The following is a 23,880-nucleotide window of genomic DNA, read 5'->3' as shown; positions in this document are numbered from 1 at the left end:
CTTGCCATGCCATCGAATCCGCATCCGTCCGACAGCGAAGCGCGCCCGGTGCGCGGCGCGCTGCTGAAAAAGCTCAGCGGCGACGAGGGCATGTTCGCGCTGGGCGCCTCGGTGGCGCGCGTGGTGCAGCTGGCCGATTCCGACGACCAGGGCACGCAGAGCCTGGCCTACTACGTGCTGTCGGACGTGGCGCTGACGCAGAAGGTGCTGCGGCTGGCCAACACGCCGACCTACCGCGCGGCCGGCGGCACCGCCGTCACCACCATCTCGCGCGCGATTTCCCTGCTCGGCTTCGACAACGTCAAGACCACGGCCATGGCCATGCTGCTGGTCGACACGCTGGCCAACAGCAAGCACGCGCACAGCGTGCGCATCGAGCTGGAGGCGGCGTTGTGCGCCAGCCTGGTGGGACGCGAGATGGCGCGCCTGAGCGTCTACCAGGGCGCCGAGGAGGCGGCCATCGGCGCGCTGTTCAAGAACATCGGCGCGCTGGTGGTGGCCTCGCACGAGCACGCGCTGTTCCGCGAGATCGGCGTGCTGGCGGCGACCGGCAAGATGACCGAGGCGCAGGCCGCGCTGCAGGTGCTCGGCTGCAGCTACGACAGCCTGTCGGCCGCCATCCTGCATGAATGGAAGATTCCGGAAGTGATCGTGCGCGCGCTGGCGCCGCTGCCGCCGGGCCCGTGCAAGCCGGCCACCGGCCGCCAGGAATGGATGCGGCAGGTGGTGTCGTTCAGCATGGAGACGGCGCGGCTGCTGGCGCGCCGCCTGCGCGCCGACAGCGCCGAGGGCAGGGCGCTGGAGCAGCGCTACGGCGCCGCGCTCAACCTGGACCAGGAGCGCCTGGCGCAAGTGTTCGCCACCGTCTCGCGCGACATGGACAGCCTGCTCGAGAGCCTGCAGATGGGCGCGCACGCCGATCCCGACGACGACGGCCCCGGCCTGCCGGGCGTGCTGGCGCAGGCGGCGATGGGCGCGGGCGAGGCGTCGCAGGGCAGCCATCCAAGCGGCAAGCCGTACAACGCGCGCGAGCTGCTGCTGGCCGGGGTGCAGGAGGTGACGCAGATGCGCGCCGGCGGCCACGGCAAGGTCAACGACATCATCCAGGCGGTGCTGGAGACGCTGTACCGCGGCATGGGCTTCCGCTTCGCCACCGTGTGCCTGAAGGACGTGCGCAGCGGCCAGTACCGGGCGCGGGTGGCGTTCGGCGAGCGCCACGTGGAGCGCCAGGCCGGCTTCGTGTTTCCGTCCGCCGCCGGCGACGACCTGTTCCACCTGGCGATGCAGAACAACGCCGACCTGATGATCGCCGACGCCAGCGCGCCCAAGATCCGCGCGCTGCTGCCGGAGTGGCACCGCAAGCTGCTGCCGGACGCGCGCAGCTTCATCGTGCTGCCGCTGGTGGTCAACTCGGTGCAGCTGGGCCTGTTCTACGCGGACCGCGCGCTGCCGGCGCCGGAGGGCGTGCCGCCCGACGAGACCTCGCTGATCCGCGCCCTCAAGGGCCAGGTGCTGGTGGCGCTCACGCCGGGCTGAGGTCGACGTCGGCGGCGCTCTCGTTGCGCACCATGGCCTCGAACTGCGCCACCGGCATCGGCCGCGCGTACAGATAGCCCTGCGCCTCGTCGCACTGCTTGGCGCTGAGGAAGTCGCGCTGGGCCAGCGTCTCGACGCCCTCGGCCACCACGCCCAGTCCCAGCGAATGCGCCAGCGCGATGGTGGCGGCCACGATCACGGCGTCGTCCGGATCGCTCTCGATGTCCTTGACGAAGCCGCGGTCGATCTTGATGCGGTCGATCTCGAACAGCTTCAGGTAGCTCAGCGAGGAATAGCCGGTGCCGAAGTCGTCGATCGCCACCTTGATGCCGCGCGAGCGCAACTCGACCAGCAGCGCGCGGCTGCGTTCCGGATCCTGCATCGCGGCCGACTCGGTGATCTCCAGCTCCAGCAGGGCCGGGTCGATGCCGTGCGCGGCCAGCAGGCGGTCCAGCAGCGGCAGCAGGCCGGCGCCGTGGCACTGGCGCGCCGACAGGTTGACCGCCAGCCGCAGGTGCGCCAGCCCCGGCGCGCGCCACGAGGCCAGCAGGCGGCCGGCGCGCTGCAGCACCCAGTCGCCCAGCGGCAGGATCAGGCCGGACTCCTCGGCGATCGGGATGAAGCGGTCCGGCCCCACCATGCCCAGCTCGGGATGGTGCCAGCGCAGCAGCGCCTCGGCGCCGATGATGCGCCCGCTCGCCAGCTCGACCTGCGGCTGCAGGTACAGCTCGAACTCGTTGTGCTCGAGCGCCTGCCACAGGCGGTTCTCCAGCATCAGGCGCTCGTGGGTGGCGCTGTTCATCTCGGCCGAGAAGAACTGGAAGTTGCCGCGGCCCTGGCTCTTGGCCGCGTACATGGCGGTGTCGGCGTGGCGCAGCAGCGTGCTGCCGTCCTCGCCGTCGGACGGGAACATGGCGACGCCCACGCTGGCGCCGCTGTGCACGGTCTTGCCCTCGAGGTGGTAGGGCGCGCCCAGCGACTCGACGATGCGCACCGCGATGTTGGAGGCCTCGTCCGGCGTGACGCTGCCGGAGGTGACCACGATGAACTCGTCGCCGCCCAGGCGGGCGATGGTGTCGACCTCGCGCAGCAGCTCCTGCAGGCGCTGGGCCACCGCGATCAGCAGCAGGTCGCCGGTCTGGTGGCCGTGGGTGTCGTTGATCTTCTTGAAGTGGTCGAGGTCGATGAACAGCACGGCCGCCGCGCCGCCCGCGCGGCGGGTCTGGGCCAGCAGCTGGTCCAGCCGCAGGTTGAGCGACAGGCGGTTGTCCAGGCCGGTCAGGGTGTCGTGGTGGGCCAGGCGGTGGATGCGCTCCTGCGCCATCTGCTGCGCGGTCAGGTCGTGCAGGATGGCGACGAACAGGTGCTCGTCCGGCAGCTCGACCTCGCTCACCGACATCGCCAGCGGGAACTCGTTGCCGTCGCTGCGCCAGCCGGTCAGTTCGTATTCGTGGGTGACGCCGCAGGCGATCATGCGCAGCAGGCCGGCCGCGTCCAGGCCGGCGGCCTCGCCCACGCCGACCGGGATCAGGCGGTCCAGCGGCAGCGCCGTCATGTTCTCCGGCGCGTAGCCGAACAGGCGGCCGGCGGCGGCGTTGGCCGACATCAGCAGGCCGTCGCCGTCGATGGTGAGGATGGCGTCGGCCGCCTTGTTCAGGATGGCCTGCAGGCGCGCTTCGCGCTCGCGCAGGCGCGAGGTGCTGTCCTTGACCTGGGCCTGGATGCGGGCGCGCTCGCCGCTGATCAGCATCATCAGCGTGCCCAGCAGGCCGGTCAGCAGCAGGCCGCAGGTCAGCACGGTCCAGCTCTGCCAGCCGCGCTGCTGGCGCAGGTATTCCGGCGTCGGCGCCAGGGTCAGCTCGTAGATGCGGCCGCCGAAGTGCAGCTGGCGCTGGAAGTCGCCCGGCCCGGCGGCGCGCCCCAGGCTGTCGCGCACCGTGTGGCGCGGGCCGTCGTCGTCCATGTCCTCGAAGCGCATCAGGAAGTGGCCGAACTCGGAGCGCTTGAGCGCCTGGTCCAGGTAGGCGTCGAACTGCATCGAGATCAGCAGCGAGCCGATGGCCTGGTGGCGGTTGTTGTTGGGGTAGACCGTCTGCAGCAGCAGCAGGCCGGCGCCGGCCTGAATGCGCAGCAGCTGCAGCGGTTCGGTGGCGGTGGGCTGGCCGGACTGGATGGCGCGCTCGAGCGCGGCGCGGCGCGGCGGATCGGACAGGAAGTCCAGCCCCTGGAACACGCGGTTGTTGGCCGGCTCGATGTAGGTGGCGGCGAAGTAGCGCTCGCGCGGGGCGGCCACCGCCAGGGTGTCGTCGGGGCCGCGTTCGCGGATCGCGAAGTCGGGCGCCACCTGGGCCCGGCCCCAGGCCTCGAAGGCGGCGCGTTCGCCGCCGGCCACCGGCGTCAGCCAGGCCATCGACAGCAGCTCGGGGCGCTGGTCGAGGTAGCCGTGCGCCAGGTTGCCGAAGTCCTCGGCGCTGAGCACGCGGCGCGGATCGTTGAGGGCCTTGGCCATCGCGTAGATGAAGCGCTCGTGCTCGCTGAACTGGGCCTGCAGCAGGTCGCCGGTCTGTTGCGCCTTGAGGCGGAAGGTCTGCATCTGCTGGTTGTTTTCCCAGCGGTCGGCCTGCAGGTAGATGGCGATGAAGGCGGCCGCTGACAGCAGCAGCGGCAGGCCGACCAGCAGGCGCCGGCGCGACCACAGCGCGCGCGGGCGGCCGATGACGATCCAGGTCAGCGGCGCGGCCAGCAGGATGCCGATGGTGTCGCCCATCCACCAGGCCAGCCAGTCGAGCGCGACGGTGTCCCAGCTGAGGATGCCGAGCAGGGTCATGCCGGTCAGCGCGACGGTGCTGTTGATGACGGTGACGCCGGCCGCCAGCATGACGAAGCGCACCACGTCGCGGCCGGAACCGATGGCCGGGTCGATATAGCGGCGGAACAGGGCGCTGCCGGCCCAGGCCTGCAGCAGGGCGCCCAGCGCCGGGAAGCAGGCGCCGGCGAATGCCGTGGCGCTGACGCCGCCGGGGCTGAGGAAGGGATAGACCAGGTTGACCGCCAGCGAGCCGAGCGCCACGGCCGGCAGCAGGCGGGCGCCGCCGGTCACGCAGCTGGCCAGCGCCAGGCCGGCCGGCAGGAAGATCGGCGAGGCGTAGCCGGGCGGCAGCGCCAACAGCAGGCCCAGGCGGCCGGCGACGAAGTAACAGGCCAACAGGCCCAGATTGGCCAGCACCAGGCTGCGCAAACTACCGCTACGGTTGTTCAACTGCGGGGCTCCAGGTCTTAGTATTGTCAGACGATTGTATAGGATTTCGTTGAACGTAAAAACAACACTTGCACTTTTGCAGTTGGTGCAGTTAAAATCTCGCCCCGAAGCAGACGGTTCATCCGCACAGCGTGAAATAGCTGGTAAAAAACGCGATGCAGGGTTGACAGGTCAAAGAAGTTGCTTCATACTCTGCGGTTCCTCGCGGAGGGGTGGCCGAGTGGTTAAAGGCGACAGACTGTAAATCTGTTCTTTCGAGTACGCTGGTTCGAATCCAGCCCCCTCCACCAAGTTTTTGCAAGAAGACTGGGTGACGCAAGTAGATGAAGTAAGAATTGAACAATCCTCGCGGGTGTAGCTCAATGGTAGAGCAGAAGCCTTCCAAGCTTACGACGAGGGTTCGATTCCCTTCACCCGCTCCAGTGTTGTTGCAATGCAGATGTACCCCATAAGCCCTTGTAGCTCAGTGGTAGAGCACTCCCTTGGTAAGGGAGAGGCCACGTGTTCAATCCACGTCAAGGGCACCAGAATTCGCAGTATCCCGCAGCACCGGCAGCATATTTAATACGCAGCACTATCAAAGACAGTCGGGCGCTAGCCCAGGCAATCACACCAAATCGTTAGGAGTCTAAAATGGCAAAAGAGAAATTCGAGCGGACCAAGCCGCACGTTAACGTCGGCACCATCGGCCACGTCGACCACGGCAAGACCACCCTGACCGCTGCGATCGCAACTGTTCTGTCGAAGAAATTCGGCGGCGAAGCTAAAGCATACGACCAGATCGATGCTGCTCCAGAAGAAAAAGCACGCGGCATCACCATCAACACCGCTCACGTCGAATACGAAACCGCTGGCCGTCACTACGCTCACGTTGACTGCCCAGGCCACGCCGACTACATCAAAAACATGATCACCGGCGCGGCACAGATGGACGGCGCGATCCTGGTTTGCTCCGCAGCTGACGGCCCAATGCCACAGACCCGCGAGCACATCCTGCTGGCCCGTCAAGTTGGCGTTCCATACATCATCGTGTTCCTGAACAAGTGCGACCTGGTCGACGACGCGGAACTGCTGGAACTGGTTGAAATGGAAGTGCGCGAGTTGCTGTCGAAGTACGACTTCCCAGGCGACGACCTGCCGATCGTTAAAGGTTCGGCCCGTATGGCGCTGGACGGCGACACCGGCCCAATGGGCGAGCAGGCCATCATGGCCCTGGCCGAAGCACTGGACAGCTACATCCCTACGCCAGAGCGCGCAGTGGACGGCGCCTTCCTGATGCCAGTGGAAGACGTGTTCTCGATCTCGGGTCGCGGTACCGTTGTGACCGGTCGTATCGAGCGCGGCATCATCAAGGTCGGCGAAGAGATCGAAATCGTCGGCATCAAAGACACCGTCAAAACCACTTGCACCGGCGTGGAAATGTTCCGCAAGCTGCTGGACCAGGGTCAAGCTGGCGACAACGTTGGTCTGCTGCTGCGCGGCACCAAGCGTGAAGACGTGGAACGTGGTCAAGTTCTGGCCAAGCCAGGCTCGATCAAGCCACACAACCACTTCACCGGCGAGATCTATGTTCTGTCGAAAGACGAAGGCGGCCGTCACACCCCGTTCTTCAACAACTATCGTCCACAGTTCTACTTCCGTACGACTGACGTGACCGGTTCGATCGAACTGCCAGCGGACAAAGAAATGGTTATGCCAGGCGATAACGTGTCGATCACCGTCAAGCTGATCAACCCGATCGCAATGGAAGAAGGTCTGCGCTTCGCAATCCGCGAAGGTGGCCGTACCGTTGGTGCAGGTGTTGTAGCGAAAATCATCGCTTAAGGAATACTGGTAATACCACCAGGGGCGTCTCTGGTGGTATAATCGATATCCTTTGTAGTTTTACGTAGGGACGTAGCTCAATTGGCAGAGCGTCGGTCTCCAAAACCGAAGGTTGGGGGTTCGATGCCCTCCGTCCCTGCCACCGTTTTCAGGTGCAGGGCACCGAAAGTAAATATAAATGTCAAATCAATCCGTGCAGACCGTCAGCACGTCGAATGACAAGATTAAGGTTGCTCTGGCAATAGCCGTTGCAATCGCAGGTGTGGTCGGGTTTTATTACCTGTCAGACAAACCAGCTCTCGTACGCGCAGGCGCACTTGTAGCTGGTTTGGCTTTTGCCGTTCTGCTCTTGTGGACTTCGACGACTGGCCGTGAATTCCTGAATTTCGCCAAAGAAGCCGTACGCGAAACGAAAAAGGTCGTCTGGCCTACTCGTCGCGAAGCTACCCAGATCACGGGCATCGTGTTTGCCTTCGTGCTGGTGATGGCGCTGTTCCTGTGGGGCACGGATAAGACACTCGAGTTCCTGTTGTACGACGTCATTCTGGGTATACGAAAATAATGAGCGAAAATGTGCAAGACGAGGTGCCGGGCGAAGTTCCGGCACAAGATGCTGGCGCAGCGCCAATCAGCGTACCTGTCAGCAATAAGCGCTGGTATGTTGTACACGCATACTCCGGCATGGAAAAAAGCGTCCAGCGCGCCCTGATGGAGCGCGTCGAGCGTGCGGGCATGCAGGACCAGTTCGGCCAGATCCTGGTGCCGACCGAAGAAGTCGTCGAAGTCCGCAACGGTCAAAAGTCCGTCACCGAGCGTCGTTTCTTCCCTGGCTACGTGCTGGTCGAGATGGAAATGACCGACGAAACCTGGCACCTGGTGAAAAACACCAACAAGGTGACCGGCTTCATCGGCGGCAAATCGAACAAGCCGACCCCGATTCCAGCGCGCGAGATCGACAAGATCATGCAGCAGATGCAAGAGGGTGTCGAGAAGCCACGGCCAAAAGTGCTGTACGAAGTGGGCGAGCAAGTCCGCATCAAGGATGGCCCGTTCACCGATTTCAACGGCAATGTCGAAGAAGTCAACTACGAGAAATCCAAAGTACGCGTCTCGGTTACCATTTTCGGCCGCGCTACTCCGGTGGAACTTGAGTTCGGCCAGGTAGAAAAAGTATAAGCAGGACCGTTCGCCAGAACGGGCGACGGTGTAAAAACCTGACAAATCTGGCAAAGAGGAGCCCCGCCCTGCACAACGCATGGTGGGGCGCTACTACTCATATCCAAGATAGGAGCCATCATGGCAAAGAAAATCATTGGTTTTATCAAGCTGCAAGTGCCAGCTGGTAAAGCAAACCCATCCCCACCGATCGGTCCAGCTCTGGGTCAACGCGGTCTGAACATCATGGAATTCTGCAAAGCGTTCAACGCGCAGACCCAAGGTATGGAACCAGGCATGCCAATCCCAGTCGTGATCACCGCGTTCGCTGACAAGTCCTTCACCTTCGTGATGAAGACCCCTCCAGCAACCTTCCTGATCAAGAAGCACTCGGGCGTTGTCAAAGGTTCGGCCAAGCCACATACCGACAAAGTCGGCAAGCTGACCCGCGCTCAAGCTGAAGAAATCGCTAAATTGAAAACCCCAGATCTGACCGCTGCCGACATGGATGCTGCTGTACGCACCATCGCTGGTTCCGCACGTTCGATGGGCATCACGGTGGAAGGTCTGTAATCATGGCAAAACTGTCCAAACGCGCTAAAGCTATCAAAGCCAAAGTTGATAGCACCAAAACCTACGCATTCGACAACGCAGTCGCTCTGATCAAAGAACTGGCTACCGCCAAGTTCAACGAATCGATCGACGTGTCGGTACAACTGGGTGTGGATCCTAAGAAGTCGGACCAGGTCGTTCGCGGTTCCGTCGTGCTGCCAGCCGGCACCGGCAAGACCGTTCGCGTTGCTGTGTTCGCTTCGGGCGAAAAAGCAGAGCAGGCTAAAGCAGCCGGCGCCGACGTTGTTGGTATGGAAGACCTGGCTGAGCGCGTCAAAGCCGGCGACATGCCTTTCGATATCGTCATCGCTTCGCCAGACACCATGCGTATCGTTGGTACCCTGGGTCAGATCCTGGGTCCACGTGGCCTGATGCCTAACCCGAAAGTCGGCACCGTAACCCCTGACGTCGCTACCGCCGTGAAAAACGCGAAAGCCGGTCAAGTTCAGTACCGTACCGACAAAGCCGGTATCATCCACGCGACCATCGGCCGCAAATCGTTCGCTGACGCAGATCTGAAGAGCAACCTGGTTGCCCTGATCGACGCACTGAACAAAGCCAAGCCAGCAACCAGCAAGGGTGTTTACCTGCGCAAGGTTTCCCTGTCGTCGACCATGGGCGCTGGCGTCCGTGTTGACCAGGCTACCCTGGCTGCTTAAGTAAAAAATTAAGTCCTTGTACGGCCTTGGCCGTGCGGGGCAGTTCTTTGGGCTGGTCGTCGTTGCTTGCAACGGCGGCCAGGCAATCAAAGACCGTTGGGCCGGGTGCATCAGGCAGGCAACCGGTTAATTGAATTTTTCACCCAACGCAGATGGTGTACCCGATCAAGTTTCGTAGTCCATTGGACTCCTAAACCTCGGACGCCGTTGTTCGAACCGATGGCAGGCAGTTTGCCCGTCATCATTTAAGGAGGTTGACCGTGGGTCTCAATCTGAATGACAAAAAGGCCGTTGTCGCCGAAGTTTCCGCAAAAGTAGCAACTGCGCAAACTATCGTCGTGGCCGAATATCGTGGCATCCAGGTTGCTCACTTGACGCAACTTCGTGCCAAAGCGCGCGCTCAAGGCGTGTACCTGCGAGTGTTGAAAAACACCCTCGCTCGTCGCTCCGTCGAAGGCACGCAGTTCGCCAGCCTGGCAGACAGCATGACCGGTCCCCTGATCTACTCGATCTCGGACGATGCCGTTGCAGCAGCTAAAGTCATCGCTGACTTCGCTAAAACCAACGACAAACTGGTCATCACCGCAGGTAACTACGCAGGCAAGCAGCTGGATAAAGCAGCTGTTGCAGCGTTGGCGAGCATTCCTTCCCGTGAAGTTCTCATCTCGCAGTTGTTGGGCGTTATGCTGGCTCCGGTGTCGGGCTTTGCACGTGGTCTGGCTGCTCTGGCAGCGAAAAAATCCGAAGGTGCTCCAGCTGTTGCCGAAGTGGCCGCAGAAGAAGCCCCAGCCGCGTAAGCAGCCGGTTTTTTTCTCAAGTACCAATCTGATGTATTAACGAATCAAAAAATTATTGGAGTTTCAAATGGCAATTAGCAAAGACGACATCCTGAACGCAGTTAGCGAAATGTCCGTAATGGACCTGAACGAACTGGTCAAAGCTTTCGAAGAAAAATTCGGCGTTTCGGCCGCTGCAATGGCTGCTCCAGCAGCTGGCGGCGCAACCGCAGCGGCTGCTGAAGAGCAGACCGAGTTCAACGTTGTTCTGACCGAAGTCGGCGCAAACAAAGTTGGCGTTATTAAAGCAGTTCGCGAAATCACCGGTCTGGGCCTGAAAGAAGCCAAAGACGTGGTTGATGGCGCTCCTAAGACCGTTAAAGAAGCCCTGTCGAAAGCTGACGCTGAAGCCGCTAAGAAGAAGCTGGAAGAAGCTGGCGCCAAGGCCGACCTGAAGTAATCAAGTTGTACGGCGGCTAGTTAGCGCCTCGAGCCAAAGCTGCGGATTTCCTTCTGAAAGGGAGGAAATCCGGCTTTGGCTCCTTTGTCGTCCTCGTCGTATTTGTAGCGTTTGTCCAACGCCGCAGTTTTATCGAATCAGCTGGAAATGGTAGAAGTTTCAGGTTTCGTCTGTGTGACATGCAGCCGATCTTGTTGCTGAAGTGGCTAATAGTGCACTGGCAAAACCTGAATTTTTTATCCTTTCTGTCACTCACGGAGTGTCCATGCACTACTCATTTACTGAGAAGAAACGCATTCGCAAATCATTCGCGAAGCGCGCCAACGTTCACCACGTTCCGTTCCTGCTGGCTACCCAGCTCGAGTCCTACCATAGTTTCTTGCAAGAAGACGTAGCACCGTCGACACGCAAGAACGACGGCCTGCAGTCGGCCTTTACCTCGATTTTCCCTATCGTTTCGCACAATGGCTTTGCGCGTCTCGAATTCCTGTCGTACGTCCTGGGCGATCCCGCCTTTGACGTCAAGGAATGCCAACTGCGTGGCCTGACGTTCGCGTCGCCGCTGCGCGCCAAGGTGCGCCTGGTGATCCTGGACAAGGAATCGCCGACCAAGCCGGTTGTCAAAGAGATGAAGGAACAGGAAGTCTACATGGGCGAACTGCCCCTGATGACCACCACCGGTTCGTTCGTGATCAATGGTACCGAGCGCGTTATCGTTTCGCAGCTGCATCGCTCCCCTGGCGTGTTCTTCGAGCACGACCGCGGCAAGACCCACTCGTCGGGCAAGCTGCTGTTCTCCGCGCGTATCATTCCTTACCGCGGCTCGTGGCTGGACTTCGAGTTCGACCCGAAAGACATCCTGTTCTTCCGCGTCGACCGCCGCCGCAAGATGCCAGTGACGATCCTGCTGAAGGCCATCGGCATGTCGCACGAGCAGATCCTGGCGAACTTCTTCGTGTTCGACAATTTCAACCTGCGCTCCGAAGGCGCGGAAATGGAATTCGTCGCCGAGCGCCTGCGTGGCGAAGTCGCGCGTTTCGACATCGTCAACAAGGAAGGCAAGACGCTGGTCCTGAAGGACAAGCGTATCAACGCCAAGCACGTGCGCGATATCGAATCGAACGGCATCAAGCACATCTCCGTGCCGGAAGACTATCTGCTGGGCCGCGTGCTGGCCAAGAACATCGTCGATCCAGAGACCGGCGAGGTTGTCGCGTCCGCCAACGATGAGCTGACCGAAGACGTGTTGGGCCGCCTGCGCGAAGCCAACATCACCGAAATCCAGACGCTGTACACCAACGACCTGGACCAGGGCGCCTACATTTCGCAAACCCTGCGCATCGACGACACCGCCGACCAGATGGCCGCCCGTGTCGCGATCTACCGCATGATGCGTCCTGGCGAACCACCAACGGAAGACTCCGTCGAAGCGCTGTTCAACGGCCTGTTCTACAGCGCCGACCGTTACGACCTGTCGGCCGTGGGCCGCATGAAGTTCAACCGCCGCATCGGCCGCGATGAACTGACCGGCGCCATGACGCTGTCGAACGAAGACGTGCTGGCCGTGATCAAGATCCTGGTGGAACTGCGCAATGGCCGCGGCGAAGTCGACGATATCGATCACCTGGGTAACCGCCGCGTACGTTGCGTCGGCGAACTGGCGGAGAACCAGTTCCGCGCCGGCCTGGTGCGCGTTGAGCGCGCCGTCAAGGAACGCCTCGGCCAGGCCGAAGCGGACAACCTGATGCCGCACGACCTGATCAACTCGAAGCCGATCTCGGCCGCAATCCGCGAGTTCTTCGGTTCGTCCCAGCTGTCGCAGTTTATGGACCAGACCAACCCGCTGTCGGAAATCACGCACAAACGCCGTGTTTCCGCCCTGGGCCCTGGCGGTCTGACCCGCGAACGCGCAGGCTTCGAAGTGCGCGACGTGCACCCGACCCACTACGGCCGCGTGTGCCCGATTGAAACGCCTGAAGGCCCGAACATCGGTCTGATCAACTCGCTGGCGCTGTACGCCCGCCTGAATGAATACGGCTTCCTGGAAACCCCGTACCGCAAGGTCGAAGGCTCCAAGATCACCGACCAGATCGACTACCTGTCCGCCATTGAAGAAGGCCGCTACATCATCGCTCAGGCGAACGCGACCATCGACAAGAACGGCATGCTGAGCGACGAGCTGGTCTCGGCACGTGAAGCCGGCGAAACCATCCTGGTCTCGCCAGAGCGCATCCAGTACATGGACGTGGCGCCAGGCCAGATCGTTTCCGTGGCGGCGTCGCTGATTCCGTTCCTGGAACACGATGATGCGAACCGCGCATTGATGGGTGCCAACATGCAGCGCCAGGCAGTTCCTTGCCTGCGCCCAGAGAAAGCACTGGTCGGTACCGGTATCGAACGCACCGTGGCAGTCGACTCGGGCACCACCGTGCAGGCGCTGCGCGGCGGTATCGTCGACTACATCGATGCGGGCCGTGTGGTGATTCGCGTGAACGACGACGAAGCGCAAGCTGGCGAAGTCGGCGTGGACATCTACAACCTGATCAAATACACCCGTTCGAACCAGAACACCAACATCAACCAGCGTCCTATCGTCAAGGTGGGTGACCGCGTCGCCAAGCGCGACGTGATCGCCGACGGCGCATCGACCGACCTGGGTGAACTGGCTCTGGGCCAGAACATGACCGTGGCCTTCATGCCATGGAATGGTCTGAACTTCGAAGATTCGATCCTGATCTCGGAAAACGTCGTCAAGGACGACCGCTACACCTCGATTCACATCGAAGAGCTGTCCGTCGTTGCACGCGATACCAAGCTGGGCGCGGAAGAAATCACCCGCGACATCTCGAACCTGGCTGAGAACCAGCTGGCTCGTCTGGATGAGTCCGGTATCGTCTACATCGGCGCGGAAGTGCAAGCGGGCGACACCCTGGTCGGTAAAGTGACGCCTAAGGGCGAAACCCAGCTGACCCCGGAAGAGAAGCTGCTGCGCGCGATCTTCGGCGAAAAAGCATCGGACGTGAAAGACACCTCGCTGCGCGTGCCTTCGGGCATGATCGGTACCGTGATCGACGTCCAGGTCTTCACCCGCGAAGGCATCGTTCGCGACAAGCGCGCGCAACAGATCATCGACGATGAACTGAAGCGTTTCCGCCTGGACCTGAACGACCAGATGCGTATTGTGGAAGGCGATGCCTTCCAGCGTCTGGAAAAAATGCTGATCGGCCAAGTCGTCAACGGCGGTCCGAAGAAGCTGGCCAAGGGCGCCAAGATCACCAAGGAATACCTGGCTGATCTGGACAAGTACCACTGGTTCGACATCCGCCCTGCGGAAGACGCGTCGGCCACCGCGCTGGAAGCGATCAAGGAATCGATCAACGAGAAGCGCCACCAGTTCGACCTGGCCTTCGAAGAGAAGCGCAAGAAACTGACCCAGGGCGATGAACTGCAACCTGGCGTGCAGAAGATGGTCAAGGTCTACCTGGCCGTCAAGCGCCGCCTGCAGTCGGGCGACAAGATGGCGGGTCGCCACGGTAACAAGGGTGTGGTTTCCCGTATCGTGCCGGTGGAAGACATGCCATACATGGCCGACGGTACGCCGGCCGACGTGGTGCTGAACCCGCTGGGTGTTCCTTCCCGTATGAACGTGGGTCAGATTCTCGAGACCCACCTGGGTTGGGCAGCGAAGGGCCTGGGTATCCGTATCGGCGAGATGCTGCAACAGCAGATCAAGGTCGAAGAGATGCGCAAGTTCCTGACCACCGTCTACAACGAGAACGGCCGTCCGGAAGATCTGGACCAGTTCGACGACGAAGAGATCATGAAGCTGGCGAACAACCTGAAGAAGGGTGTTCCGTTCGCCACGCCGGTGTTCGACGGCGCGCACGAGTCGGAAATCCGCCGCATGCTGGACCTGGCGTATCCGGACGACATCGCGACCAAGCTGGGCATGACTCCGTCGAAGAATCAGGTCACGATGTACGACGGCCGCACCGGCGAAGCGTTCGAGCGCAAGGTCACCGTCGGCGTGATGCACATGCTGAAGCTGCACCACCTGGTCGATGACAAGATGCACGCGCGTTCGACCGGTCCATACTCGTTGGTGACGCAGCAGCCACTGGGCGGTAAAGCCCAGTTCGGCGGCCAGCGCTTCGGTGAGATGGAGGTGTGGGCACTGGAAGCATACGGCGCATCGTATGTGCTGCAAGAGATGTTGACCGTTAAGTCGGATGACGTGAACGGCCGTACCAAAGTGTACGAAAACCTGGTCAAAGGCGACCACGTGATCGACGCCGGTATGCCGGAATCGTTCAACGTGCTGGTGAAAGAGATCCGTTCCCTGGGTATCGATATCGACCTGGAACGCAACTAAGACATCACGCACGGGCCCCATCGGTTGTTGCCGGTGGGGCAGTTTAAAGAATTCATCACTACCTGGAGTGATACATGAAAGCACTGCTCGATTTATTCAAGCAAGTACAGACGAACGAGACTTTTGACGCGATCAAGATCGGTCTCGCTTCGCCTGAAAAAATCCGTTCGTGGTCCTACGGCGAAGTTAAAAAGCCGGAAACCATCAACTATCGTACCTTCAAGCCTGAGCGCGACGGTCTGTTCTGCGCCAAGATCTTTGGCCCGATCAAGGACTACGAATGCCTGTGCGGCAAGTACAAGCGCCTGAAACACCGCGGCGTGATCTGCGAAAAGTGCGGCGTCGAAGTCACGCTGGCCAAGGTGCGCCGCGAGCGCATGGGCCACATCGAGCTGGCCTCGCCGACCGCCCACATCTGGTTCCTGAAGTCGCTGCCATCCCGTCTGGGCATGGTGCTGGACATGACCCTGCGGGACATCGAACGCGTGCTGTACTTCGAAGCATACGTGGTGACCGATCCAGGCATGACCCCGCTGAAGAAGTGCCAGATCATGTCGGAAGACGACTACGCCGCCAAGTACGAAGAGTACGGCGACGACTTCACCGCCTTCATGGGCGCTGAAGGTATCCGCGAACTGCTGCGCTCGATCGACATCCACCGCGATGCCGAGACCCTGCGCGTGGAACTGAAGGAATCGAAGTCCGAAGCCAAGATCAAGAAATACGCCAAGCGCCTGAAAGTGCTGGAAGCGTTCCAGCGTTCGGGCATCAAGCCTGAGTGGATGATCATGGAAGTGCTGCCGGTGCTGCCGCCGGAACTGCGTCCGCTGGTGCCGCTGGACGGCGGCCGTTTCGCGACCTCGGATCTGAACGATCTGTACCGCCGCGTGATCAACCGTAACAACCGTCTGAAACGCCTGATGGAGCTGCGCGCTCCAGAGATCATCACGCGCAACGAAAAGCGCATGCTGCAGGAAGCGGTCGACTCGCTGCTGGACAACGGCCGTCGCGGCAAAGCGATGACCGGCGCCAACAAGCGTCCGCTGAAATCGCTGGCTGAGATGATCAAGGGTAAGGGCGGCCGCTTCCGTCAGAACTTGCTGGGTAAGCGCGTCGACTACTCGGGCCGTTCGGTCATCGTGGTGGGTCCGCAGCTGAAACTGCACCAGTGCGGTCTGCCGAAGCTGATGGCTCTCGAGCTGTTTAAACCATTTATCTTCAACAAGCTGGAACTGATGGGCCTGGCTACCACGATCAAGGCCGCCAAGAAGCTGGTCGAGATCCAGGAACCGGTCGTCTGGGACATCCTGGAAGACGTGATCCGCGAACATCCGATCATGCTGAACCGTGCGCCTACGCTGCACCGTCTGGGTATCCAGGCTTTCGAGCCGGTCCTGATCGAAGGCAAGGCCATCCAGCTGCACCCACTGGTCTGCGCGGCATTCAACGCCGACTTCGACGGTGACCAGATGGCAGTCCACGTTCCGTTGTCGATCGAAGCACAGATGGAAGCCCGCACCCTGATGCTGGCTTCGAACAACATCCTGTTCCCGTCGAACGGCGAACCATCGATCGTTCCTTCGCAGGATATCGTGCTGGGTCTGTACTACGCGACCCGCGAAGCGATCAACGCCAAGAACGAAGGCATGCTGTTCCCTGACGTGTCGGAAGTCATCCGTGCCTACGACAACAAGGAAGTGGAACTGACCACCCGTATCACCGTACGTATCGTTGAGAATCCAAAAGATCCAGCGACGGGCGAATTCGTTCGCACCGTGACCCGTTACGAGACCACGGTTGGCCGCGCCATCCTGTCGGAAATCCTGCCGAAAGGCCTGCCATTCTCCGTGCTGAACCGCGCGCTGAAGAAGAAAGAGATTTCCAAGCTGATCAACACGTCCTTCCGTAAGTGCGGCCTGCGCGCGACGGTGGTGTTTGCTGACCAACTGATGCAGTCGGGCTTCCGCCTGGCGACCCGCGCCGGTATTTCGATCTGCGTGGACGACATGCTGGTACCGCCTCAAAAAGTGACCCTGATTTCGGCCGCTGAGTCCGAAGTCAAGCAGATCGAGCAGCAGTACGCTTCGGGTCTGGTCACCGCCGGCGAACGTTACAACAAGGTGGTCGACATCTGGGGCAAGACCTCGGACGAAGTCGGCAAGGCCATGATGGACCAACTGAAAGTGGAAGACGTCATCAAGCGTGACGGCACCAAGTCCACCCAGGAATCCTTCAACGCGATTTACATGATGGCCGACTCGGGCGCCCGCGGTTCCGCAGCGCAGATTCGCCAGCTGGCAGGTATGCGTGGTCTGATGGCGAAACCGGACGGTTCGATTATCGAAACGCCGATTACCGCGAACTTCCGCGAAGGCCTGAACGTGTTGCAGTACTTCATCTCGACCCACGGCGCTCGTAAAGGTCTGGCGGATACGGCACTGAAGACCGCGAACTCGGGTTACCTGACCCGTCGTCTGGTCGACGTGACCCAGGATCTGGTTGTGATCGAAGATGATTGCGGCACGTCCAACGGCACGCTGATGAAGGCGATGGTCGAGGGTGGTGAGGTTATCGAAGCGCTGCGCGACCGTATCCTCGGCCGCGTGGTGGTCAACGACGTCGTCAACCCAGAAACCCAGGCTACGCTGTACGAAGCCGGCACGCTGATGGACGAGGACATGGTCGAAGAGATCGAGCGTCTGTCGATCGACGAAGTCAAGGTTCGCACTCCGCTGACTTGCGACACGCGCTTCGGCCTGTGCGCCAAGTGCTACGGTCGCGATCTGGGCCGCGGCATGCTGGTCAACGCCGGCGAAGCCGTCGGTGTGGTCGCAGCGCAGTCGATCGGTGAACCAGGTACCCAGCTGACCATGCGTACCTTCCACATTGGTGGTGCGGCGTCGCGTGCGGCAGTGGCATCGTCGGTGGAAGCGAAGTCGAACGGTACCATCCGCTTCACCTCGACCATGCGTTACGTCACCAACGGCAAGGGCGCGCAAATCGTCATTTCCCGTTCGGGCGAAGTGCTGATCACCGACGACCACGGCCGTGAGCGTGAGCGTCACAAGGTGCCGTACGGCGCGACCCTGATCGTCAAGGACGGCATGGTCATCAAGGCCGGTACCGCCCTGGCGACCTGGGATCCGCTGACCCGTCCGATCATCACCGAGTACGCCGGTACGGTGCGTTTCGAGAACGTCGAAGAAGGCGTGACCGTTGCCCGTCAGGTGGACGAAGTGACCGGTCTGTCGACCCTGGTGGTAATCGATGCGAAACGTCGCGGCTCGCTGACCAAGACCCTGCGTCCACAGGTCAAGCTGTTGAACGAAGATGGCCACGAAGTGAAGATCGCCGGCACCGAACACGCTGTGGCGATCGGCTTCCAGGTCGGCGCGCTGATCATGGTGAAAGATGGCCAGGCAGTGTCCGTCGGTGAAGTGCTGGCACGTATCCCGACCGAATCGCAGAAGACCCGCGATATTACCGGTGGTCTGCCGCGCGTTGCCGAGCTGTTCGAAGCACGTTCGCCAAAAGACGCAGGTATGCTGGCGGAAGTGACCGGTACTGTTGCCTTCGGTAAAGAAACCAAGGGTAAGCAGCGTCTGGAAATCACGGACATGGACGGCAACAAGCACGAGTTCCTGATCACCAAGGACAAGCAAGTGCTGGTCCACGACGGCCAGGTAGTGAACAAAGGCGAGATGATTGTCGACGGCCCGGCCGATCCACAAGACATTCTGCGTCTGCTGGGTATCGAAGCGCTGGCGCGTTATATCGTTGACGAAGTGCAGGACGTGTACCGTCTGCAGGGCGTGAAGATTAACGACAAGCACATTGAAGTGATTGTGCGCCAGATGCTGCGTCGCGTTCAGATCGTTAATGCCGGCGATACCAACTACATCGTTGGCGAGCAGGTTGAGCGTTCGGAACTGCTGGATGAAAACGATCGCGTGATTGCAGAGAATAAGATCCCTGCAACCTACGAAAACGTTCTGCTGGGTATTACCAAGGCATCGCTGTCGACCGATTCGTTTATCTCGGCCGCATCGTTCCAGGAAACCACCCGCGTTCTGACCGAAGCCGCGATTATGGGCAAGCGCGATGGTCTGCGTGGTCTGAAAGAAAACGTCATCGTTGGTCGTCTGATTCCAGGCGGCACCGGTCTGGCATTCCACCGCGCTCGCAAAGAGAAAGAGCAGTGGGAAGTGGAAGAGCGTCAAGCTCTGCTGCTGGCCGAGAAAGCCTCGATGTCGAGCAGCGATGTGGAAACGACCGAATCGGTTATTCCGCACGACGGCGAAGCGTAATTCAGCTTTTAGTCCCGCAAATAAAAACGGCACCTTCGGGTGCCGTTTTTTATTGTCTACGCAGATTAATGGAATTCTACAACCGGCTGTCCAATGGCGATTGCTCGGGCGATATTAGGCATTGCGATGGAAAATTTTGTGAGCAGTGCGGTCCTCCCGCAGTTGCCACACCTCACCCATATTATTTGAGGTGGAATAGATCCTTGTATTTTTGAACGCTTGAAAAAGTCGGAGTCTTTAGTAACGATAATCAAATCATTTTTAATTGCATATCGCCAAATTTCTAAATCGCTTGCCGCTTCCAGGCCGATATCTGAAACATGAATGCTTTGCCACGATAGCGCGGTAAGATGTCGAGCTAGTGCGATCGGCAGCTGATTATCAATGAGCAGCTTCAATTTAAGCGGCCGAAGCGTGTTCCATTAAGCCCGCCGCGTAAGCGAGCGCGGCATATATATCCTCCCTTTCCAAAAAAGGGTAGTCAATCAATATCTCTTCATAGCTTTCACCAGCCGCAAGCAGATTTAATAGATCGCAGACCCTGAATCTCAGATGACGTATGCATGCTCTTCCACCGCACTGGGCCTCATCTATGGTAATCCGCTGGTGTAGATCTAGCTCCATTGTAGTCTCCCGATCCTATGCGTATGTATTCAATATAGGCGACTTTGGACTTCACGCATTGACAACTGGCAGGCGTGGCGGCGTCTTGAGCCTAGCCGGATGCAAGTTGACTCGGAAACCGTACGTTTAACACGCCAGACTGTGGTGTGTTCATGCTAAGATTTGGCTCATGATCGCTCAAGCACTCTTCACTCCTGCCCAGCAAAAGCTGCTGGGTTTGCTATTCGTACGTGTCAATCAAGGATTCCACTTGAACGAGATCATGCGCCTGACGGGTTTGGGCAGCGCCTCGGCTCAGCGGGAGCTGAAACGGCTACATGAGTCGGGCGTCATCGTGTCCGAGCGCATCGGTAACGTGCGTCGCTTTAAGCCCAACAAGGAATGCATCGTGTTCGGGGAATTAAGCAACCTGGTCAAGAAAACCTTCGGCTTGGTGAGCGTGTTGAATTCGGCGCTGGCGCCGTTGCAGCATGTGCTGAATGTGGCCTTTGTTTATGGCGCCACCGCCAAGGAACATGAGGGCATGGATACGCCCGTGGAATTAATGCTGATCGGCGATAACACCAGCTACGGCGAATTATTATCCCGCCTGCCGGTCGCCGAGCGTTTATTGCGGCGTAAAATCAATCCCAATCTTTATTCCATCCCGGACTTTAAACGCCGCCTGCGCGAGCAACAACCTTTTATTCTCCAGGTATTACGGGAGCAGAAAATATACGTGCTGGGCGATGAAACCGATTTGGAAAAAATCAGTGGCGAAGAAGTCGCGGTAAACTAATCCGGTATTTTTTCGGTGCTTCAGCCTGATGCTGTGGAAAGAGTACGGAAAACCTCGTGTATTTTCCCGCCTGGGATTCGCAATATATTTTTCCGTCAAATGCGGTAATAACCCGCTCGCAGAATGCCAATCCCATGCCGGTACCGCCGCCATTATGCCGGGTGCTGTAAAACGGTTCAAATACATGTGGCAATACGTCGTCCGGTATTCCCGCACCGGTATCGGTCACCAATAATTGCTTGCTATCGCCCTTGGTAAAGAAGGCGATTTCCACCTCGCCACGGCCGGCCAATTTAATCGCGTGTATCGCGTTTTTAAACAGGTTGTACAGCACGTAGACCAACAAGGTATCCGAGCCGAAGAAGGTAAAGTCCTCGGCTGCCTTCACCACCACCTTCTCGCGCATCGAATTTTCAAACGGATAACAGGCCAGGGCTTCATCCACGCATTGCTTGATGGAGTGGTTGGCAAAGTCGCTGCGGCTCAGGTTGCCAGCGCGGGCGGAGGCCAGCATCATGTCGATAATGAAATTGGAACGGCTGATTTCCGCTTCGATATGCTCGGTAAGCTTGCTCAGGTAATTCAGCTGCGCCGGTTGCAGCAGCGGCTTGATATGTTGATGCTCCACAGCGATTTGATAGCCAGCCAGCAACTCCGGCAGGGATTTGGCCAGCACCCGCGACTGGTTGCGGATGGTCGCCAGCGGCGTGCGGATTTCGTGGGCGACGGTGGCGGCCACCACGATCGGGTCGGCCAGCAGGTTGTGCCGCACCATGGCCTGGGCGATCATCCCCAGGCTGGCCGCCACGAACAGCACACCCGGCGGGTAGAACTGCACGCCGTAGTTGCACAGATAATCCACCGAGGCAAGAAAATAGATCAGCAGGCTGACCACGCAGTAGCGCAGCCGGCTCTTCGCGGTCGATACGGCCAGCTGCTGGCGCCGGTAGAGCAGCCACAGGCCGCGGCCAACCACCAGGCCGGTTTGCGCCAGATGCAGCCCGTGCAGAGGCCCTGCCTTGGGGTAGAAACCAAAAAAATAGGGATAGAGGCCGGCGATCAGCCAGTCCGTGCTCAACATGATGACGCCCAGCACCGCCGCGGTCGCATAGGACAACTCCACCCAGCGGCGCTCGCTGCGCCGGGCTGTCAATTCAGCGATGAAATGGTACAGCGTGGTGGGCAGGAAGAGGATGAGCAGGTAGCCCAGCTTGGCCAGCACCAGCGCCTTGTGTGGATCGCGGATCTGGAACAGCACGGCCCAGGCGAACGGCCAGCAGAAGGTGGTCGCGCACAACAGGAAAAAGGTCAGGTTGACGCGGCTGACGCCTCGCGAGTGCAACACATAGGCCCCGTAGCACAGGAGTAACACGGAGACCACTGCGGGCAGTAGAGAGTGCATGCGTTCTTCCAACGGACTGGGGTATGGTTAGTCCGCAGTATTGCGCTTGTTAATCTGGCCTGCTTGATTATCGAATAAGTGTTTGCGTCAGATCAAAGGTTCGTGCGATGGGCGGGCCGTCGTGGCCCGCCCCGTCGATTACTTCTGCGAAGCGATCCAGCGGTCGACTTTTTCTTCCAGCAGGGCCAGCGGCAGCGTGCCGTCGCCCAGCACCACCGCGTGGAACTTCGGTAGGCTGAACTTGTCGCCCAGCGCCTTGGCCGCGCGTTGGCGCAGTTCAACGATTTTCAGCGAGCCGATCTTGTAGCCCAGCGCCTGGCCCGGCCAGGCCATGTAGCGTTCGGTTTCGGTCTTGGCCGAATTGTCATAGCCCAGCGTGTCGTGCATGTACTGGATGCTCTGCTCGCGGGTCCAGCCTTGCGCGTGCATGCCGGTGTCGACCACCAGGCGGGTGGCGCGCAGCAGTTCGTCGTTCAGGTGGCCGAAGTACTGGGCGGGGTCGTCGAACAATCCCATTTCCTTGCCCAGCGTTTCCGCATACAGCGCCCAGCCTTCGGTAAAGGCGTTGTTGCCGCCATATTTGCGGAAGTTAGGCAGATTTAGCTCCTGCATCAGCGCGATGTGGAAGTGGTGGCCAGGCTTGCCTTCGTGCAGGAACAGCGTGGTCATGCCGGTGCTGCCGTACTTGGCCGGATCGTTCACCACCGACCAGAACACGCCCGGGCGCGAACCGTCGCCGGCCGGCGCCGTGTAGTGGTCGGACGCGGTGGCGCGGCTCAGTTCAGGTTCCAGGCGCAGGTCCAGCTTGGCCTTCGGCAGCAGTGTGAACATCAGCGGCAGCTTGGTGTCCAGCACATCGTTCAGCTTGCGGTAGACGGCCTGGACTTCGTCCTCGGTCTTGAACGGGTAGAACTTCGGCTGCGCCGCCACCCAGACCGGCAGGCCGGACGCGGGGCCGGTGTAGCCCAGCTTGGGACCCAGCACTTCGAACTGGGCCTGGATGCGCGCGACTTCCTTCAGGCCGATGGCGTGGATTTCATCGGGTTTGAGTGAGGTTGTGGTGGCGCCGGCAACACGTGCCTGATACCAGGCTGCGCCGTTCGGCAACGCGCCCAGGCCGGTGGTGGTGCGGCAGGCCGGCACGTATTCCTTTTCCAGGAAGGTCGCCAGGCGGGCCAGCGCCGGCATCAATTGCTCGCCGACGGTCTTGCGGTAGGCGGCGGTCAGGCGCTGCTTGTCGGCGTCGGCAAAGGCGGCCGGCAGCTTGGTGACCGGTGTGTAGAAGATGTTGCTTTCCGGCGTGGCGCTGACCAGCTTCTGGAACTGCGGCAAGCCCGATTCCATGATGGCTTTCGGCTCGGTGATGCCTTGTTTGATGCCTTCGCGCATATTGGCGATGGCCTGGTCTATCCAGGCCGGCAGCTGGCTGATGCGGCTCAGGTAAGCGTCGTATTCCTTGACGGTGCCGATCGGTTGCGAGGCTTCGCCGCCCGCGTAGTTGGCCAGCGTCACCGGCACGCTGTCCATCTGGTTGATCGGCAGCAGATGTTCGGGGAACTTCTCCATCGCCAGCAGTTGGTTCAGCTCGTAGCCGAGGATGTCGTAGTTGATGCGGTCGCCGTTATCCAGTTGGACGCGCTTGATCGTCTTCAGGCGGGCGGCGAACTGGCGGTACAGCTTGAACTGCTGGGCACGCTTGGCGGGGGCGATGCTCAGGCCCAGTTGATCGTCGAAACGGTTGTCGCCGTTTTCCGTTGCGTTGATCGGCTCGAAGCGGGCCGCGGCGTCATAGTACTGGTCAGCCAGGGCCAGCAGCGCCTTGTGGGCGGGCGCGGGGCTCACTTGTGGAACAGCGGTGGCCGGCGCGGCGGCGCTGGACGCCAACGGCGCGAACGCCAGCATCACGGCCGCTGCGAGCGGGGCAAGGGTAGCAAGGGTGTTGCGGCGATACGTCATAGTTACGTCCTCGGAATGTCACAAAATTGGCGCCTAGCATAAGCCATTGCGGGGCGGCGCTGGGACAATTTTTGTATCGGCGATACATTGTTTTTGCATGGAAATTTTAACTTCAAATTTGCAAATACAATTGTTTAAAGAACATAAAAAAGCGGCGTAT

General features: G+C 60.3%; 16 protein-coding genes and 4 tRNA genes. 15 read left to right on the top strand and 5 right to left on the bottom strand.

The genetic code is table 11. The annotated features are described in order from the left end of the window. Positions 1-6 precede the first annotated feature (6 nt). A complete protein-coding gene (locus ACUJB0_RS17075; protein WP_444846240.1) occupies positions 7-1,536 on the top strand; it encodes an HDOD domain-containing protein in 1,530 nt (509 codons plus the stop codon). Here the strand turns inward: ACUJB0_RS17075 and ACUJB0_RS17070 are convergent. Next, a complete protein-coding gene (locus ACUJB0_RS17070) occupies positions 1,523-4,795 on the bottom strand; it encodes an EAL domain-containing protein (protein ID WP_444846239.1) in 3,273 nt (1,090 codons plus the stop codon). The genes ACUJB0_RS17075 and ACUJB0_RS17070 overlap by 14 nt on opposite strands. 206 nt (positions 4,796-5,001) lie before the next feature. Here ACUJB0_RS17070 and ACUJB0_RS17065 point away from each other — a divergent pair. The 13 genes from ACUJB0_RS17065 to rpoC all read left to right on the top strand — a co-directional run bounded on the left by ACUJB0_RS17065 (position 5,002) and on the right by rpoC (position 18,960). Further along, a tRNA-Tyr gene (locus ACUJB0_RS17065) sits at positions 5,002-5,085 on the top strand. 58 nt (positions 5,086-5,143) lie between these two features. After that, a tRNA-Gly gene (locus tag ACUJB0_RS17060) sits at positions 5,144-5,217 on the top strand. Positions 5,218-5,247: 30 nt separating this feature from the next. Continuing rightward, positions 5,248-5,322: transfer RNA gene (locus ACUJB0_RS17055), tRNA-Thr, on the top strand. A gap of 106 nt (positions 5,323-5,428) precedes the next feature. Further along, a complete protein-coding gene (gene tuf, locus ACUJB0_RS17050; protein WP_117012690.1) occupies positions 5,429-6,619 on the top strand; it encodes an elongation factor Tu in 1,191 nt (396 codons plus the stop codon). A 66-nt stretch (positions 6,620-6,685) separates the two neighbouring features. Then, positions 6,686-6,761: transfer RNA gene (locus tag ACUJB0_RS17045), tRNA-Trp, on the top strand. Positions 6,762-6,797: 36 nt separating this feature from the next. Next, complete coding sequence (gene secE, locus ACUJB0_RS17040; protein WP_008444107.1) at positions 6,798-7,181, top strand: preprotein translocase subunit SecE; 384 nt, start codon at positions 6,798-6,800, stop codon at positions 7,179-7,181. Next, positions 7,181-7,795 carry a transcription termination/antitermination protein NusG gene (nusG, locus tag ACUJB0_RS17035; protein ID WP_117012691.1) on the top strand — a complete coding sequence of 205 codons (615 nt, stop codon included), beginning with the start codon at positions 7,181-7,183 and terminating at the stop codon, positions 7,793-7,795. Before secE ends, nusG begins: the two co-directional genes overlap by 1 nt. A gap of 120 nt (positions 7,796-7,915) precedes the next feature. Beyond that, complete coding sequence (gene rplK, locus ACUJB0_RS17030) at positions 7,916-8,347, top strand: 50S ribosomal protein L11 (RefSeq protein ID WP_117012692.1); 432 nt, start codon at positions 7,916-7,918, stop codon at positions 8,345-8,347. A gap of 2 nt (positions 8,348-8,349) precedes the next feature. After that, positions 8,350-9,045: a 50S ribosomal protein L1 gene (gene rplA, locus ACUJB0_RS17025; protein ID WP_117012693.1), complete on the top strand. Its 696-nt coding sequence runs from the start codon at positions 8,350-8,352 to the stop codon at positions 9,043-9,045. A 260-nt stretch (positions 9,046-9,305) separates the two neighbouring features. Further along, on the top strand, positions 9,306-9,842 hold the full coding sequence (rplJ, locus tag ACUJB0_RS17020; RefSeq protein WP_161085535.1) for a 50S ribosomal protein L10: 537 nt from the start codon (positions 9,306-9,308) through the stop codon (positions 9,840-9,842). 67 nt (positions 9,843-9,909) lie between these two features. Further along, the gene (gene rplL, locus ACUJB0_RS17015) at positions 9,910-10,281 is read left to right on the top strand and encodes a 50S ribosomal protein L7/L12 (RefSeq protein ID WP_161098688.1); all 372 of its coding nucleotides are present in this window, start codon (positions 9,910-9,912) and stop codon (positions 10,279-10,281) included. A gap of 265 nt (positions 10,282-10,546) precedes the next feature. Continuing rightward, the gene (gene rpoB / locus ACUJB0_RS17010; RefSeq protein ID WP_444846238.1) at positions 10,547-14,653 is read left to right on the top strand and encodes a DNA-directed RNA polymerase subunit beta; all 4,107 of its coding nucleotides are present in this window, start codon (positions 10,547-10,549) and stop codon (positions 14,651-14,653) included. A 74-nt stretch (positions 14,654-14,727) separates the two neighbouring features. Continuing rightward, positions 14,728-18,960: a DNA-directed RNA polymerase subunit beta' gene (rpoC, locus tag ACUJB0_RS17005; RefSeq protein ID WP_117012695.1), complete on the top strand. Its 4,233-nt coding sequence runs from the start codon at positions 14,728-14,730 to the stop codon at positions 18,958-18,960. A 65-nt stretch (positions 18,961-19,025) separates the two neighbouring features. Here the strand turns inward: rpoC and ACUJB0_RS17000 are convergent, their stop codons facing one another. Together ACUJB0_RS17000 and ACUJB0_RS16995 are read right to left on the bottom strand one after the other, a co-directional pair. Further along, on the bottom strand, positions 19,026-19,358 hold the full coding sequence (locus ACUJB0_RS17000) for a DUF5615 family PIN-like protein (RefSeq protein ID WP_444846237.1): 333 nt from the start codon (positions 19,356-19,358) through the stop codon (positions 19,026-19,028). A 1-nt stretch (position 19,359) separates the two neighbouring features. Continuing rightward, complete coding sequence (locus tag ACUJB0_RS16995; RefSeq protein WP_444846236.1) at positions 19,360-19,584, bottom strand: DUF433 domain-containing protein; 225 nt, start codon at positions 19,582-19,584, stop codon at positions 19,360-19,362. A gap of 169 nt (positions 19,585-19,753) precedes the next feature. On the opposite strand from ACUJB0_RS16995, the gene ACUJB0_RS16990 reads away from it, so the two are divergent. Next, the gene (locus ACUJB0_RS16990) at positions 19,754-20,362 is read left to right on the top strand and encodes a helix-turn-helix domain-containing protein (RefSeq protein WP_117012696.1); all 609 of its coding nucleotides are present in this window, start codon (positions 19,754-19,756) and stop codon (positions 20,360-20,362) included. Here ACUJB0_RS16990 and ACUJB0_RS16985 read toward each other — a convergent pair. Both ACUJB0_RS16985 and ACUJB0_RS16980 read right to left on the bottom strand, forming a co-directional pair. Beyond that, a complete protein-coding gene (locus ACUJB0_RS16985) occupies positions 20,334-21,764 on the bottom strand; it encodes a sensor histidine kinase (RefSeq protein WP_444846235.1) in 1,431 nt (476 codons plus the stop codon). The two genes, ACUJB0_RS16990 and ACUJB0_RS16985, sit on opposite strands and share 29 nt — an antisense overlap. Positions 21,765-21,902: 138 nt before the next feature. Further along, positions 21,903-23,720 carry a DUF885 domain-containing protein gene (locus ACUJB0_RS16980; protein WP_444846234.1) on the bottom strand — a complete coding sequence of 606 codons (1,818 nt, stop codon included), beginning with the start codon at positions 23,718-23,720 and terminating at the stop codon, positions 21,903-21,905. Positions 23,721-23,880 lie beyond the last annotated feature (160 nt).

Source organism: Duganella caerulea (genome assembly GCF_040362985.1).
Classification (GTDB): domain Bacteria; phylum Pseudomonadota; class Gammaproteobacteria; order Burkholderiales; family Burkholderiaceae_D; genus Rugamonas; species Rugamonas vulcania.
Note: the sequence above shows the minus strand (reverse complement) of the source record. Positions and strands in the feature narration are given on the sequence as shown.

Coding starts and splice junctions, on each gene's coding strand:
- ACUJB0_RS17075 (WP_444846240.1), top strand. CDS start 7: ATGCCATCGAATCCGCATCCGTCCGACAGCGAAGCGCGCCCGGTGCGC.
- tuf (WP_117012690.1), top strand. CDS start 5,429: ATGGCAAAAGAGAAATTCGAGCGGACCAAGCCGCACGTTAACGTCGGC.
- secE (WP_008444107.1), top strand. CDS start 6,798: ATGTCAAATCAATCCGTGCAGACCGTCAGCACGTCGAATGACAAGATT.
- nusG (WP_117012691.1), top strand. CDS start 7,181: ATGAGCGAAAATGTGCAAGACGAGGTGCCGGGCGAAGTTCCGGCACAA.
- rplK (WP_117012692.1), top strand. CDS start 7,916: ATGGCAAAGAAAATCATTGGTTTTATCAAGCTGCAAGTGCCAGCTGGT.
- rplA (WP_117012693.1), top strand. CDS start 8,350: ATGGCAAAACTGTCCAAACGCGCTAAAGCTATCAAAGCCAAAGTTGAT.
- rplL (WP_161098688.1), top strand. CDS start 9,910: ATGGCAATTAGCAAAGACGACATCCTGAACGCAGTTAGCGAAATGTCC.
- rpoB (WP_444846238.1), top strand. CDS start 10,547: ATGCACTACTCATTTACTGAGAAGAAACGCATTCGCAAATCATTCGCG.
- rpoC (WP_117012695.1), top strand. CDS start 14,728: ATGAAAGCACTGCTCGATTTATTCAAGCAAGTACAGACGAACGAGACT.
- ACUJB0_RS16995 (WP_444846236.1), bottom strand. CDS start 19,584: ATGGAGCTAGATCTACACCAGCGGATTACCATAGATGAGGCCCAGTGC.
- ACUJB0_RS16990 (WP_117012696.1), top strand. CDS start 19,754: ATGATCGCTCAAGCACTCTTCACTCCTGCCCAGCAAAAGCTGCTGGGT.
- ACUJB0_RS16985 (WP_444846235.1), bottom strand. CDS start 21,764: ATGCACTCTCTACTGCCCGCAGTGGTCTCCGTGTTACTCCTGTGCTAC.
- ACUJB0_RS16980 (WP_444846234.1), bottom strand. CDS start 23,720: ATGACGTATCGCCGCAACACCCTTGCTACCCTTGCCCCGCTCGCAGCG.